At 44.0% G+C, this 15642-nt stretch carries 14 protein-coding genes and 1 other annotated feature; all 14 genes read right to left on the minus strand.

All coding sequences use genetic code 11. The features are described 5' to 3' along the window. The 14 genes from DESDI_RS15905 to DESDI_RS15975 all read right to left on the minus strand — a co-directional run bounded on the left by DESDI_RS15905 (position 1) and on the right by DESDI_RS15975 (position 15631). Positions 1 to 645 carry a TetR/AcrR family transcriptional regulator gene (locus tag DESDI_RS15905; RefSeq protein WP_015263635.1) on the minus strand — a complete coding sequence of 215 codons (645 nt, stop codon included), beginning with the start codon at positions 643 to 645 and terminating at the stop codon, positions 1 to 3. 303 nt (positions 646 to 948) lie between these two features. Next, positions 949 to 2937 carry a methyl-accepting chemotaxis protein gene (locus DESDI_RS15910; protein WP_015263636.1) on the minus strand — a complete coding sequence of 663 codons (1989 nt, stop codon included), beginning with the start codon at positions 2935 to 2937 and terminating at the stop codon, positions 949 to 951. A gap of 344 nt (positions 2938 to 3281) precedes the next feature. After that, on the minus strand, positions 3282 to 4028 hold the full coding sequence (locus DESDI_RS15915) for a GGDEF domain-containing protein (protein ID WP_015263637.1): 747 nt from the start codon (positions 4026 to 4028) through the stop codon (positions 3282 to 3284). A 397-nt stretch (positions 4029 to 4425) separates the two neighbouring features. Then, entirely contained in the window at positions 4426 to 5190 is a 765-nt protein-coding gene (locus DESDI_RS15920) for an amino acid ABC transporter ATP-binding protein (protein WP_041219550.1), read from the minus strand. Positions 5191 to 5209: 19 nt separating this feature from the next. Further along, positions 5210 to 5869, minus strand: coding sequence for an amino acid ABC transporter permease (locus tag DESDI_RS15925; protein WP_015263639.1), 660 nt, complete (start codon positions 5867 to 5869; stop codon positions 5210 to 5212). Between the two features lie 112 nt (positions 5870 to 5981). Continuing rightward, positions 5982 to 6779: an amino acid ABC transporter substrate-binding protein gene (locus DESDI_RS15930; protein ID WP_015263640.1), complete on the minus strand. Its 798-nt coding sequence runs from the start codon at positions 6777 to 6779 to the stop codon at positions 5982 to 5984. Between the two features lie 166 nt (positions 6780 to 6945). Next, positions 6946 to 7740, minus strand: a complete 795-nt coding sequence (locus DESDI_RS15935; protein WP_015263641.1) for an ABC transporter ATP-binding protein — start codon at positions 7738 to 7740, stop codon at positions 6946 to 6948. An 18-nt stretch (positions 7741 to 7758) separates the two neighbouring features. After that, a complete protein-coding gene (locus DESDI_RS15940; RefSeq protein WP_015263642.1) occupies positions 7759 to 8670 on the minus strand; it encodes an ABC transporter permease in 912 nt (303 codons plus the stop codon). A 408-nt stretch (positions 8671 to 9078) separates the two neighbouring features. Next, complete coding sequence (locus DESDI_RS15945; RefSeq protein WP_015263643.1) at positions 9079 to 10077, minus strand: ABC transporter substrate-binding protein; 999 nt, start codon at positions 10075 to 10077, stop codon at positions 9079 to 9081. A 132-nt stretch (positions 10078 to 10209) separates the two neighbouring features. Beyond that, positions 10210 to 10461, minus strand: a binding site (T-box leader). Between the two features lie 301 nt (positions 10462 to 10762). Then, positions 10763 to 12229 carry an ISLre2 family transposase gene (locus tag DESDI_RS15955; protein ID WP_015263644.1) on the minus strand — a complete coding sequence of 489 codons (1467 nt, stop codon included), beginning with the start codon at positions 12227 to 12229 and terminating at the stop codon, positions 10763 to 10765. A gap of 201 nt (positions 12230 to 12430) precedes the next feature. Further along, the gene (locus DESDI_RS15960; protein ID WP_015263645.1) at positions 12431 to 12850 is read right to left on the minus strand and encodes a GGDEF domain-containing protein; all 420 of its coding nucleotides are present in this window, start codon (positions 12848 to 12850) and stop codon (positions 12431 to 12433) included. A 121-nt stretch (positions 12851 to 12971) separates the two neighbouring features. Beyond that, positions 12972 to 13985: an ABC transporter substrate-binding protein gene (locus DESDI_RS15965; RefSeq protein ID WP_015263646.1), complete on the minus strand. Its 1014-nt coding sequence runs from the start codon at positions 13983 to 13985 to the stop codon at positions 12972 to 12974. A gap of 82 nt (positions 13986 to 14067) precedes the next feature. Further along, entirely contained in the window at positions 14068 to 14871 is an 804-nt protein-coding gene (locus DESDI_RS15970; RefSeq protein ID WP_015263647.1) for an ABC transporter permease, read from the minus strand. Further along, complete coding sequence (locus DESDI_RS15975) at positions 14864 to 15631, minus strand: ABC transporter ATP-binding protein (RefSeq protein ID WP_015263648.1); 768 nt, start codon at positions 15629 to 15631, stop codon at positions 14864 to 14866. Before DESDI_RS15975 ends, DESDI_RS15970 begins: the two co-directional genes overlap by 8 nt. Between the last annotated feature and the right edge of the window lie 11 nt (positions 15632 to 15642).

Raw genomic sequence — 15642 nt, forward strand, 5'->3', positions numbered from 1 at the left:
TCAATCTATACTACTTTTTTCACAAGATGGTCTAGACGATTCGACGAGCTTTTGACCAACAGGGGCCACCGAAGCTAGGATGTAGTTAATTGCTGCTAGAGTATTTTCTTTAAGGGAAAATCGATAGTTTTCGGTTCGCCACTTCAAAATCATTCGATCAAATGTACCTAAGATGATATCGACAAGCATCTCACTGTCTATGCTAGGGGCGACCTCGCCCACTTTCTTTGCTTGATCAATTATGTTCTTCATAACCATTGTTCGATCGGAAAAAACTGCCAATACCTTTTCCCTAAGCTCTGTTTCATGGATTAATGCACCATAGGATTCCAGCACCGAAGTGATGGCCGGGTAGTTTTCATAATAACTTAGAATCCCTTGAATAATATGCAGCATCTTGTCTCTGGGAGTAATTTCTTTGCGACAAGCCGCCACCGCCAGGACCTCATCAAACTGCGAAAAATGTTCAAGCACAGCTATAATTAAAGCATTTTTAGTATGATAGTGTTTGAAAATCGCGGCCTCCGAAACTCCCTCACGCTGGGCAACCTCCCGTGTAGAAAGACCCTGTAAGCCCTTCTCATGGATTATGGTTACCGCGGTTATAACTAAGGTCTCTTTGCGGTTGATCATTTTTGTATTCATATATTCACCTTAAGCAAGCAAGTAATGATTTCTTACTCATCCTTCCATACTTCTATTAGGACTTACACGGTTACCCAACAGCTTAAAGTCCATTATTTAGTTTCGCTACCACGATTATACCATATTTTCCTATAATGCGTGAAAAACGTCTAAAATCTCGCGGTTTTAGACGTTTCCCTCTTGCAGTGCTTTCATACACCCTTTGGTGTCATGATTCCAGTAATTTTACTAGAATATCTACCCTACCCGGATCAAACTGAGGGCAAGGTTACATTACCCGTACCTTGCCCTCACTTCTTGTATTTATACTTTAAATCTCGTAATAATCGTATTTAGGTTTTTAGCTAAATCGGACATACCTTCAGCCGAAGCAGCGATTTCTTCAATGGATGCTGTCTGTTCTTCCATGGAGGCCGTAACTTCCTCTGTGGCAGCGGAATTTTCCTCAGCGATTGCCGAGAGATTCTGCAAGGAAAGAAGAATCTCATTTTTCATTTTTTCCATTTCAGCGCCAGATACATTCAACTCTTCCACAGCCTTGATAGCTCCATCCATGGCTTCCGCAATCAAGCGATACTTATCTTTACTACTAATAACCTTCTCTGCTTGTTGCTTCGAAATAGTGGATACTCTCTCCATAGTCTTGACAGCATCTTGGGTGTTATGCTGCAATTCCTTGACTACACTATCGATGGACTTGGTCGAGGTTGAGGATTGCTCGGCAAGCTTTCTAATCTCTTCAGCAACTACCGAAAATCCTCTTCCAGCTTCTCCTGCTCTGGCTGCTTCGATAGCTGCATTGAGAGCGAGTAGATTGGTCTGATCTGCTATAGAAGCGATGACGTTACTAGCTTGCTCAATCTTCTGAGAACTCTCATTCGTTTTGATGATGACAGTGTAGATTTCTTGAGTAGCCCCATCACTTTCTTCAGAAATTCGAGACAACTCTTCAATTTCCTTGAGGCCTTCATCGACAACAACAGTCACTTTTTGAGCGGCGCCGTTTAAGGCTTTAGTATGTGACATGTCATTCTCAATAGCTTGACCAAGGTGTGCCGCTTTCGTCGAGCCTTCTTCCGTATTGCTGGCTTGTTCCGTGGCCCCTCTGGCGATTTCAACAACAGCCTTGGCTACTTCTTCAGCGACGATAGAGCTTTGTTGGGTCGCGGAAGTCAACTGCACTGAGACAGCGGCTACTTGCTCAGAGGATGCTTTCACATCGCTGATAAACTCTCTAAGGCTTGTTGTAACCACTTGAAATCCTTTGGCTAAGTCGCCAATTTCATCTTTCCGTTTAAGCAAATCTTCAGGCACATTTTGGGAAACATCCAGATCAGCGATGTACTCGGAATGGTTTGCAACCTTAACAATTGGCTTGGCGATAGAATTTCCTATGATAAGAACTAGGCCGATGCTCACGAGCAAAATAATCGTTCCCACGATTAAAATACTCGTGCGCAGTGCGGGAATGGCTGCTAAAACTTCGTCTTCATTTGCGGTTATGACAAAGATCCACTCGCTACCTGGGATAGGTGCATAACCCGCATACAAATCTTCCCCGTCCATGGAATAATCACTGACCCCTTGCTTATCTGCCAGCAATTTTTCAAATAATGCGGCCACAGATGCCATAGACTGATCTTCCTTAACTGCTTCGATGGGGTTGAATTGACTAAACACTTTATCTCTGTCGGGATGGGCAACAATAGTCCCTTGACTGTTAATCATATAGCCATAGCCATTTTCCCCATACCCCGTGTCATCGGTGATCAGACTTAAGGCGTCGCCATCTCGGCGCCCCACCAGAGCTCCTACCACTTGACCATCTTTCTCGATTGGGGCAGCATACATGAGGACCAGGGAATTTGTCACTTTACTGATGATTACGTCCGATACATTCGATTCTCCATTTAAAGCTTTCTTAACATACTCCCGATCACCTAAATTACTGGTTGAACCATCTGAATAGTTGACTGAGCCATCCAACTGCACCACACCGATATCCAAAAAGCTTGTTCTATCCACTTGCCTTTGCAATATGGGCTGCTGGACTTGCCAGTCCATGCTTACGATATCATTTCTTAAGGCAATCATTTCTAAAGCAATCTTTTGGGTTTCCAACCGGCTTTCCGTTAGTTTAGCCGCTTCGCTGGCAAGTGAGCCGAGAGTTTTTTCAGCTTCTTTCGTAAGTGCATCACTGGCTGTTAGCACGGAGACGGCGCCCAAGGCCATTGATGATATCAATACTAAAATGGTGAAATAGACCACCAATCGTGTGCGAATACTTTTCAACTTAATACTCCTCATTTCTTTTTAGTTCTTTTCCTCTTTTCCCTTTTGAGTACTAACATATATAGTAAGCTCGGCGAAAATGTTCTTTGAACAAAATTTTTGCAAGCTCCTGCTGAGTAATTAATTTATTTTGCTGATAAAACAAAGGTAGGTAATTACTCACTTTCCTTATTCTTCTTGATTTATTATCAAATACAACAAGAAATATGTCAATACAATATTTAAGTTGCTTAAAACTCTTTTTACGATAATATTCGACATGTATCTTTGACATCTGTAGAAAAAAAAGTCGAAGGCTCTTCACCTCCGACTTGTGTTCGATAATGATTTATGATGATTATGGGTTAAGTTATAATCCCTTGGTTAAAACAACAGACCGTATTACGTGTTTGCTTGGCCTGGTACAAGGCCCTGTCCGAAAAATTGACAATGAGATCTGTTGGATTCGTAAGATGTTTCTCTCTTCGTCTGACTTCTTGAAGGTTTTTAAAAGAAACCACTCCCGCACTAATCGTCACTTGGTGAGATTCCACGGCAGGGCCAAAATCATGAGCTTCGATCACTGTGCGGATTCGATCGACTAGACTGGCAGCCCCTTCTTCACTAGTCTCCGGTATTAATACTGCAAACTCCTCACCACCCCAGCGAATCACTGAGTCGCTGGCTCTCACGCTGTGACTTATTATGTTGGCTACTTCTTTGATGACTTTATCACCGGCGAGATGTCCATAGGTGTCATTAATTATCTTAAAACGATCAATATCAATCATGGCTAATGAATATTCTTTTTGTCTGCGAGCGTACTTTTCAATATCAATATTAAGGCGTAGATACATGAAGCCTTTATTGGGCAGACCTGTTAGAGCATCTGTATAGCCTTTAATCGCAAGGGTCTCTACGAATCTTCCTAATATGATTCCATTATAGATGAGGACCGCTACAGCGAAAAACCAAACCCAACGCGCTTGTTCCAGAGGCAAAACCCAATAAATTAAATAGACAAAAATCCAGAGGCCTACGCCTGCAAGTGCGAGGATTAAACTTGGATACGCTAAAAACAGCTTCTTAAGGCCATTTTTAATTATATCCATTCCATCCACACCTTTCGACGATTATCATTCAATAGATTGTAATTTCCTGCACAAGTGCCCGTGCCTATTTTACTAGTCCATGAGGTATGTTAGTGATAAATATCACTGACAATTACTATAATTATCAGTGATATTTCTACGATTACAGTCAAAATATAGTCATAACAACATAATAAATGATAAACGGCATGTAATAAAAACAAAAATAAAAATGTTATAAATATAAAATAGTATAAATTATTTAATAATCATTAGTAAATATTTACATTTCCAATTGAATTTTATTATTCGCTATACAGTACCATAATCCTCTATTAAATAGAAAATAATAATTTTAATGGTCAACAATAAAAAAGTAGCAATGTCAAGTCATTGCTACTTTCTCTGGTTTGTAAGCTCACTTTGAACTCATATGATTCAAAAAGGCTTGGGTACGCATGTGTTGAGGATTGCCAAACACCTCTTCCGGATCACCTTGCTCGATAATCTCACCATTGTCCATAAATATAACGCGATTTGCCACTTCACGAGCAAAGCCCATTTCATGGGTCACTACAATCATGGTCATATGCTCTTCTGCAAGCTGTCGCATAGCTTTCAGCACTTCGCCGGTTAATTCAGGATCCAGAGCAGAGGTGGGTTCGTCAAAGAGCATGATATCAGGCTTCATGGCTAAGGCACGGGCAATAGCTACACGTTGCTTTTGGCCCCCGGACAGTCGTGACGGATAGCTGTTCAGCTTATCTTGCAAGCCTACCTTATACAGCAGTTCCTCAGCTTCCGGGACAATCTCTTCCTTCTTGACCCCTTTCACGGTTATGGGTGCTTCGATGACATTATCGAGAACGGTCAGATGCGGGAACAGATTAAACTGTTGAAAGACCATCCCCATCTTACGACAGATCATGCGTGCCTGTGTTTCTTCGGCGTACATTACTTTCCCATCAGAAGTTGTGGTCACTAATTCATCGCCTTCAATGACAATGCTTCCGCCATCAATGTTTTCTAGCCGATTGAGACAGCGAAGGAAGGTGCTTTTCCCCGAACCAGAGGGACCGATAATAGCGACCACTTCGCCTTTATGCACTTCCAGAGTGACACCCTTCAGAACTTCCAACTTATCGAACTTCTTTTCGATATTTAAGGCACTAATCATTTTCATCCCATATCACCCCAAATCCCTAATCATCGTAGATCGCATAACGCTTCTCCAGCTTTTGAAAGCCATAAGTCAAAACCAAAGTCATAATTAAGTAGAATATCCCGGCAACGATGAAGGGGGTCATAGTAAAATCCCGCTGCACTAAAGCCTTCGTGGTGCGTAGCAAATCATTCATGGCTAAGACATAAATCAATGAGGTATCTTTGACAAGGGTAATAGTCTCATTGCTTAGAGGTGGCAAGACCCGTTTAATCACTTGAGGAAGAACAATACGGCGCATGAGCTGACTATAGGTCATGCCTAAAGCTTTAGCCCCTTCATATTGACCCCGGTCGATGGACTGAATGCCCGCCCGGAAGATCTCCGCAAAGTAGGCTGCATAATTCAAGACAAAAGCCAAGATAGCCGCTTGAAAATCGGTGAGAACGAGTACTTCCCCGACCACAGGAATAAAAGGCAAACCAAAATAGACAAATAAGAGCTGAAGCATCAAAGGGGTGCCGCGGAAAATCCATATATATATACTGATTCCTGAGTTCAGTAGCTTAAAACGAGAAATACGTCCTAAAGCCAGCATCAATCCTAAGGGCAAGGACATTATAATGGTCACAAAAAATATTTGCAAGGTGACCACCGTGCCGTCAAGCATGGGGCCGAGAATCTGTAGAATATAGTCCATCTTGTCTCTCCTCAAATCATTCTCTGGGTAACTTGGACAAACCTATAGTACCACAGAAAAGGCCAATGGATAACCCATCAGCCTAATCTTATAAGAACGGATTGTTTCTTAATTACTTAATGATATCTTCACCAAACCACTTCTTAGCGATTTCAGCAGATACTCCTTCGGCCTTCATAGCATCTAAGGCGCCTTGTAGCTTGCCTAAGAGTTCGGTATCGTCTTTGCGGAGTCCAACACCATATTCTTCTTCGCCGAAGTTATCTTCAATAACCGCATATTCGCCCGGTTTTTTGCTCATGTAATAGCGAGATACGACTTCATCAGCCACCACGGCATCGACCCGGCCAATTTTTAATTCATTAAGAGCCGCCACATAATCGGCATAGGTTCTGATTTCCTTAAAGGTCTTAGCCACTTCAGGCTCTGAATTGATAGCATCGAGACTGGAGCTACCTTCTTGGGTCCCGATCACTTTACCGCTGAGGTCTGCTTTGGTTTTAATATCCGAATCGGGGAGAACGACGATGATTTGATGATTGGCCATGTAAGGTTGTGTAAAGAGGATGTTTTTCTTTCTATCCTCGGTGATGGTTAAACCGTTCCAGATCATATCGATCTTTTTGCTGTTGAGTTCAACTTCTTTACTATTCCAATCAATGGGCTTGAATTCTACTTCCATATCCAAGCGGGAAGCAGCTTCTTTTGCCATCTCGACATCAAAGCCGACTAATTCGCCCTTATCATCGCGAAAGCCCATGGGGGCAAAGGTATCATCCAAACCGACCACGATCTTTTGTGGGGTTGCTGCCTTTTCTCCATTTGGGGTTCCGGTGCTAGCGCTACCACAACCGACTAATACTAATCCTGACATAACGACAGTCATTGCCAAGGCAATTAACTTCTTCATATGAACAACTCCTTCTCTCTCTAGGGATAATCATGATGCTATTTTACTTTAATACGCTAAAGAGGTAAAAGAGTGAACTGGCACATTATTGCAGGATATACTCATCTATCTTCGTCAAGCTTGCCCAGGCTCTTTTTTTTATAGTATTTAACTTTTTTCGCAATTTCTACCCGAGCAGCATACGATCGTTGTCTAGGGCGGTGCCGCTGCGGGATTCGAACTGCTCGATGAGGCGATCCACTGTCATTTGTTTTCGTTCCTGACCTTGAATATCCATGATAATTCTTCCTTCATGCATCATGATGGTTCGTGTACCGAACTCTAAAGATGCCTTCATGTTGTGGGTGATCATCAGGGTACATAGCTTTTCTTCATCAACTATTTGCCGGGTTATACTCATGACCTTCTTGGCGATGGCCGGGTCAAGTGCTGCCGTATGCTCGTCGAGGAGAAGAATTTTGGGCTTTACTAAGGTGGCCATAAGCAGTGTCAAGGCTTGGCGCTGTCCTCCGGACAAGAGCCCTACCTTGTGTTTCATGCGGTTCTCTAGACCTAGATCTAAGAGTGCAATCCGTTCTCTGAGGAAATCCAGCTCTTTTTTCGTGATGCCGGGGCGGAGGCTGATGGGTTGACCTTTGGCTAAGGCAATCGCCAGATTTTGTTCAATGGTCATATCAAAGGCCGTCCCTTTGAGGGGGTCTTGAAATACCCTGCCTATAGATTGGGAACGCTTGTATTCAGGGAAGTAGGTGATATCTAGGTCGTCAAGGAGAATCCGCCCTTCTTCTATTTCATACATGCCTGAGATGCAGTTAAAGAGGGTGGATTTCCCTGCTCCATTCCCACCAATGACCGTCACAAATTCACCCGGCTGCAGGACAAGATTCACCTGATCCAGTGCCCGCTTTTCGTTGCTACTGCCGATACCGAAGGTTTTGCTGACTTCTTTTAGCTTGAGCATTTGAATCGTTCACCCCTTTCACTGCAACCTCTTTTTGGTACCTTGCTGGGGAAAGTGTCTTCTTTTCATGGTGGCAAATTGCTTTTTAAGGATGGGAGTGGACATAGCTAAGGCAACAATTACAGCAGAGACGAGCTTTAGATCGGTGGCCGGCATGCCCAACTCGAAGGCAATGGCAATAATTAAACGATAGAGTATCGACCCTAATATCACAGCGATCAACCGCCGCATTAAGGATTTTGCCCCAAAAACAACTTCCCCGATGATAACCGAAGCCAGCCCGATGACCACCATACCAACGCCCATAGCTACATCGACAAAGGATTGATACTGAGCAATCATGGCTCCCGAAACAGCCACAAAACCATTGGCTATCGCAAGGCCAACAAAAATGGTCAGGTCGGTGTTTACCCCGAGTGCTCTCACCATCTGGTCATTATCTCCTGTTGCCCGCACCAGAAACCCCAAGCGGGTATTCAAGAATAGGAAGAGGACGACAAGACAAAAGGCCACAGTAATAGTAGCAAAAATGAGTCGACTATAGTCTCCACCCACCAGCTTTTCGAATTCGCTGAACACGGTGGCTTTATTCATAAGAGCAATATTGGCCCGTCCGCTCATTATTTTCAGGTTAAGGGAATACAGCGCAAGCATGGCGAGAATCCCCGCCAAAAGAGCCTGTATCTTCAATTTCGTATGGAGAAAGGCGGCGATACAGCCGGTTCCGCAGCCGACAACGAAGGATAGAAGCACTCCTAAAAAAGGATGGCCACTCATACTCATGACGACAGAAATCGCAGCGCCGGTAACAAAGCTTCCGTCAACCGACATATCCGGCATATTCAGGGTGCGGAAGGATATGAATACGCCTAGGGCCATGATTGCATATATAATTCCGAGTTCGATAGAGCCTTGAAAGGCGAAATTCATAGGTGGTGGTCGCTCCTTTACGTCTTAGCTTTTTAGGGGTCTCCAGGATTTTGCTATACACGTTCGCTCAGAAAGCTGCGCGCACCCGTTCTAACGCTCAAGCTCTGCGCTACGTCGGGTTACCTGACTAAATCGCCATCCCGAAAAGCGAGCGAGCTTTTCGCACTTGTTTGGCTCTCTAGTCAGTTGGAAACGTCCTGTTTCCAACCCGACTCCGCTGCGGCTTTTCGCGAAGAACGAGTAGCCGCTCGCTTTGAAGTCGCTCTCTTCCGTATAGCAAAATCCTTGGGTTTTCTTTTAAGGTAACAATAATATATGAGCCACGGAAAGTGTGACAGGGGGACAGGTTCCCTGTCCAAACCCTGCAAACTATGGGGTCCGTGCCTGAAATCCTGCTAGTCCGCTTTCTTACTTAAATACTTCTGCGGCTTTATTGATGACATCAGTGGAGAAGGTGACGCCGATGGCGTCTGCTGTATTTTGGTTAAGATAGATATCCATATCGGTCATGGATTTTACGGGGATATCGCCGGGGTTTTTGCCGTTGAGGATTTCGGAGGCCATTTTTGCCGTTTCTTGACCGAGGATGGTGTAGTTGATGCCATAGGTTGCTAGGCCGCCGTCTTTGACCATGGAATCGGCTCCCACGTAGACGGGAATTTTTGCTTTATTAGCAGCTTGGGCCACAGCAGCCATGGCACTGGCGACAGCATTATCGATGGGGATGAAGATAGCATCTACATCTCCGGTGAGGGCGTTAACTGCTTGTAGTACCTCAGAGCTATTGGTAACCGTAGCTACTTCAACTTTGATGTTCTTCTGAGCCGCATACTCCCTGAGGTTTTCGATAACGGACACGGAGTTGGTCTCACTGGTATTGTAGAGGGCGCCGACGGTTTTTATCCCTGGGGTAATTTGCGCAGCTAGTTCCATGATCTTTTCGGCGGATACTCGGTCAGAGGTGCCTGTGACGTTAGCACCGGGTTTTTCCATTGAGCTGACAAGTCCTGACCCGACGGGGTCTGTGGCCGCTGAGAAAACAATAGGAATATCTTTAGTTTCATTGACTACCGCTTGAGCCGATGGGGTGGCAATTGCAATAATCAGGTCGTATTTATTGGCAACAAACTTTTGGGCAATCGTTTTGAGATTGGTTTGATCACCTTGGGCATTTTGATAGTCGATGGTGATATTTTCGCCATCTTTAAAGCCTTGGGCAGCTAATTCGGCAATCGTTGCTTCACGAATAGTATTCAGAGAGGGATGTTCGACGATTTGAACAATCCCGATCTTTTTCTTGCCTTCATTGGCTGATTTCCCTTGATCCGTGTTACTTGAGCCACAACCCGTGACGAATAAGGATAGTGCTAATACTCCACTTAAGATTCCCGCAAATTTCTTTTTCATTTGAAGATCCTCCACTCTTTTTCAATTTTTTTGATTAAGATTCGAGGGTTCTTCCCTGCAATTCCCATCCATCCGCCTCGATGCATGGGACGGTTCGTACCAAAACAAAAAACGCCTATCCTTAAGTCTAACCTTAAGGACAGGCGCTTAACCTGCGGTACCACCTTAATTGATGTATGAAAACCGATGCCCATACATCCTCTCTTGCAGGGTGCCATCACACCCTTAGCCCAATAACGCTGGCTGTGCGTCGTAAGCTACTCATTGCTTTTCACTCCGCCCTCAGGGGTCCATTTACTCGCTCCGTTACCTACCAGGCTTCCACCTATCCCGGCTCTCTTTAAGGTTGGTCTTGCGGTTTTACTTCCCCGTCAACAGTTTAGAATATCTTAACACATAATTTTTCCCAAATCAACAGGTAATTATCACTTGTTGGTGTCAAGTAGACGTGGGCAAAAATTCTATTCCTCGTAGTTGTGTAGATACGTAATAAAATCCCTTTATTTTCAGAATGCAGTCCAACTCTGGGGTAGACTTGACATGGGACCCCACGGCGGATGCTTCCATGGGTCAAGGCATGGGGCTCACAAGATGTATTCCTTTGGGGTAGGCCCCATCCCCCTGATTTAGGGTAGCATCAACCGCCCCCATGTCAAGTCTTGATCTGGGGTCTTTTGGTTAAACCTTACCGGTAGATCATCTCGCTAAATGTTTTGAGATTGAACATATTGCGAATGACTTTTCTTCCGTTTGTTACTGAACAGTTTGTGTAGGGCAGTTCTCCTCTATGTAGCGTGTATATTGACTTCTTAACAGCCTTCTTCAGTCCGCTTTTGCTATTCGTTATTGTTTCTACAAAGCGCTCAGCGAACCGGTCCGGGAGCTTTCCTGACACTAGGGCTGCTATCTTTTCCTTGAAGCCTTCTCCCATTTTTAAAGCGATTATTTTGGAGAGATGGGTTGCTCCTTGTTCGCTCCAGCTTTTTGCTCCTTTCATGCGGGAAGCGAAGACCCTCACTTGCCTTTCCATCGTGCCTAAATTCCTGTATTCTAAGCCCTCAGGGGCTTTGGGTAACGTAATATCTTCTCTGTCCTTATAGGGTACTATCCCGTCAATATTATTTCTTATGTAGCTTTCTAGTCTACTCAGTTTTTCTACCTCTTTAGTTACTCCGCCGCTTTCATATTTGAGCTCTTCAAGCTTCTCGAATACCTTTTCAAATTCTCCTTTCTTAAGCCATTTAAGGAGGGTTCTTCTGGCCTTTTTGTCCGATACATTTCGGGTGACTGCTTGGGCAAGATGAAAGGGGTCGAGTTGAAATTTATCCGTTTCTTGGTCATGATCTCGTCTTATCCAAGATGCTCCATCTCCATTTAGGACCCGATAAACAATTTCATCGACATTGTAATTCTGAGATAGTGTCGCATCTCTTAGTTCTTTCATCTCTTCAGCTTTCATGTAACCTGCAAAAGCCATTTTACCCACGGTTTCATACTCTTTGGATGATGGATATCTTGGCTTCCAGCCTTCATATGTGACGCTGATCTTAAGCTCTTTTCTCCCTCTGGAACTTCCCTTTTCTCTGCTCTTTCCTTGCATGGATAACCACAAGCCATCTGCTTCCTCAAAGAGAATGGGAACTTCTTTGCTCCCGCTTAATTCGTTTTTCTTAAAGGAGTCCACCCGTACCTTTTCTGCTTCAATTTGTTTTTCTCCCACGGCTTGAACGATGTTCCAAACTCCCTGGTGACTTATGGTTTGATTCGTTAAGGTTGAAACTGCTTGTGCTACCTCTCGGTAGGACATTTCACAACTGTATTCCAGGATTTTCTCTACGAGATTGGGAGACATAAATCCTATTGTTTCCATTCCCAAAGCTTCATCCAAAAGATAAACATACTCCTGACTGCCATCGTCTTTGGCTTTCCTATATATTGCTCGATCGACTGGCACTTCTCCCATCAGGGTCTTTATTGAGGTTGACTTTTTACCTCTATGCCTTAGAACTGCTTTATCCCTGCTCTCTGCAAGCTCGGCATCCATTTCTTCCAGAAAATTTTGGAGGAGCAGTTTGGCAACCTCACAACCTATTTTATAAAAATCTTTCTCAATATCCTTGAATGTTATCTTTTCTTTGGTTAAACTATTCATGTCACGCACCCCTGTATTTTGTTTGTGTGGTAACTACAAACTACAAGAAGTTCGTGATTTTGGGAAGAGTTTTTTTAGCTCTTCCCCTATTTTTTTGCTCTTTTGCCTACGATAATTTTACTCTAAGTTATCACTTATTTTAGAATGTAAAATTTTGAAAGCAGAGATAAAAACTGAGACCTGTCCCCAATTTTTATCAGCCTAGGAAACACACTGATAGACGGTATTTTTATGACTCTTGGCTACATACATAGCAGAGTCTGCCCTCTCAATCAATATATCTACGTCTTCAGGGGATTCCTGATCGTAAACCGTTACCCCAAAGCTACCCGTGACTCGAATCCGATAATTCATATATTCTACCTCGAGGGCTGCGACATTCTCTCTCATCCGTTCTGCTACAACTGTAGCCTGTTCAATATCGGTACCAGGTAAGCAAATAGCGAATTCTTCTCCGCCATAGCGACCAATGAAATCATAGGGTCTGACCATAGTTCCTAAACACTCGGCAAATTTCTGTAGAACATAGTCTCCTGCGAGATGTCCATAGCAATCGTTCACTCTCTTAAAGAGATCAACATCTACGATAATCATGGCAATGCTGCTTCCCTTGACCTCCATATTACACTAAAAAAACCCAAAGAAATTCTAATTATCGCAATAAGTTTGGTATAAGCATAAAAGATGAGAGAACTATTGGAATTCTTCCAAATAATTCTCTCATCGCTATTTTTACGACAAATTACTTTACACTTTTCAAGGCCGTCTCCCCAAATACTGGAGTAATTATTTTAGCATAAGGGGCCGTCTTGCTTAATTCACCAGAATCCTGTAAGGCTTGCTGTAAGACCTGGAGATCCTTTTCTAAGAGGACGGGATCCTTTTTCCAGCTGTTCTGTTCTTTATAGCGTTTGACAACTGTGGTGAGAATCTCTGCATCCGCATCGGGAAAATGGGGTTTGATAGCCTGGGCAATTTCCTCAGGCGAATGGGATTCTACCCAACGCTGTCCTTTATAGACGGCATTCGTGAACTTCTGAATAATATTGGGGTTCTTCTCTATATAGCTTTTCTTGGCGAAATAGGCAGTGTAAGGTACTTCGCCACTTTCTTTGCCTAGAGAAGCGACAATATATGCTTTGCCCTCTTTTTCCATGGCTGAACCTGTAGGTTCAAAGAGAATAACATAATCTCCTTGACCACCTAGAAAAGCTCCGGGCATGGCATTAAACTGCATAGTGGTATCGATAAAAACATCTTTGCCTGGGGTTAAACCATTATTGCGCAAAACGTATTGGAGGATAACTTCCGGCATTCCACCTTTTCTGCCTCCGATGATGGTCTTGCCTTGCAAGTCACTCCACTGGAAATCGGGGTCCTGCTCACGGCCAATGAGGAAAGTGCCATCACCATTGGTTAATTGCGCAAAAACAATGGCGTTATCTTCTTTGCCTTCATTATAGACATAAATAGATGCTTCCGGGCCGGCAAAACCAATCTCCACTTGACCGGTTAAGACAGCGGTCATGACCTTATCCGCTCCCCCACCGTTGGTGAGTTCGATATCCAGTCCCTCTTCTTTGAAGAAGCCTTGGGTCAAGGCGACATACTGAGGTGCATAAAAGATAGAATGGGTCACCTCGGATACTCTGATTTTGGTGAGCTGATTCTCTTTGCTACTATTATCCCCACAGCCGGTGAGAATTAGGGCTACCGTTAATGCTATCACCATAAGTAAGCCTATTCGGCGTTTCATAAAAACCCTCCCTTAATGATGCTCTCCAGATTTTAGTCACTACTTCTTACATGGATAGGTACCTAGAGATTCCTTCGGACTATTATTCTTCAGGATGCTTAACCATGAGTTTTTCGAATAACACCACCCCCTGATACATTAGTGCTGCAGCAACTCCTAAGATGAAGACACTCGTCATGACCAGATCCAGCTTGAATATCTGACCGCCATAGACAATCAGGTAGCCCAACCCAGCCTTGGAGACGAGAAACTCCCCGACAATTACGCCGACCCAAGATAGTCCCACGTTAATTTTTAAGGCATTGATAATCGTTGGGTAAGAGGCTGGGAGAAGTACCTTGGTGAGTACCTGAGTTTTTGTTCCCCCGAAGGTCTGAACCAGTTTGATCTTCTCTTGGTCAATAGCTATAAAGCCATTGAGAACTTCGAGAATGGTAACGATAAGGGAAATAGCTAGGGTCATAACGATGATGGCCGCCGGACCTGCTCCAATCCAAACGATAAAAATCGGTCCGAGAGCAATCTTAGGTAAGCTATTGAGGATGACAAGATAGGGTTCAGAGACTTTAGAGATAAATTCTGACCACCAGAGGATGATGGCAATTATCGTTCCTAGGATGGTCCCCAGTAAAAAGCCAACAATGGTTTCGATGCAGGTGACCGTAATATGGTGGATGAGCACCCCTTCTTGATGGAGATTAATTATGGTCTTGAGCACTCTAGAAGGCTGGCTAGTAATAAAGGGATCCACAATTTTTAGCTGGGCACAGAGTTCCCATAACCCGAAGGCAAGCACCAGAATCAAGACCTGCGTTAGCCTGACCTTAATCCGCTCCTGTCGCACTTTGCGAAGATAGGCTTTATGCTCAGGCGAAATGTTAGACATGGACATCCAGCTCCTTCCATATCGCTTGAAAGTAGGTCTGGAACGCTGGTATATCTCGTGATTTTAAAGGGGAACGCTTTTCACAGTTCAGATTAATAGAATAGATTTTTTTGATGGTTCCGGGTCTACGGGTAAGTACTACTACACGATCTGCCATGCTAATCGCCTCAGAGATATCGTGAGTGACGATGAGGGCAGTTTTGTTTTCCTGCTTGAGAATGGTGTAAATATCCTCATTGACGGCTAAACGCGTTTGATAATCTAAAGCGGAGAAGGCTTCATCCAGAAGGAGAATTTGGGGTTTGGTGACGAGGGTGCGAATGAGGGCTGCCCGCTGCCTCATCCCACCTGAAAGCTGGCTCGGGTATTTGTCGCGAAACTCGGAAAGACCATAGGTCTTTAAGAGGTGCTCTGTGTGAGCTTTTGTTTCAGGCGTTAGACTTTTTTGAATTTCTAACCCAAGCCGGATATTTTGCATGATGGTTCGCCATTCAAAGAGATGGTCCTTCTGCAGCATGTACCCTATCTTGGGAGAAGTTCCCTTGACGACCTCCCCATCGACAAGCACTCTGCCCTCTGTGGGGGGAATCAGTCCGCTAATAATAGATAAAAGAGTAGATTTGCCACATCCACTTGGGCCAACAATGCTGACAAATTCCCCTTCTTGAACATCAAGATTAATATCTTCCAGCGCAGGGATTTCGCCGTTGAGGGATTGATATGTCATGCCAAGGTTATGTAACTCCACAACCTTCCTCAATGTCCCTTCCC

It is taken from the genome of Desulfitobacterium dichloroeliminans LMG P-21439, assembly GCF_000243135.2.
In the GTDB taxonomy this organism is placed as follows: domain Bacteria; phylum Bacillota; class Desulfitobacteriia; order Desulfitobacteriales; family Desulfitobacteriaceae; genus Desulfitobacterium; species Desulfitobacterium dichloroeliminans.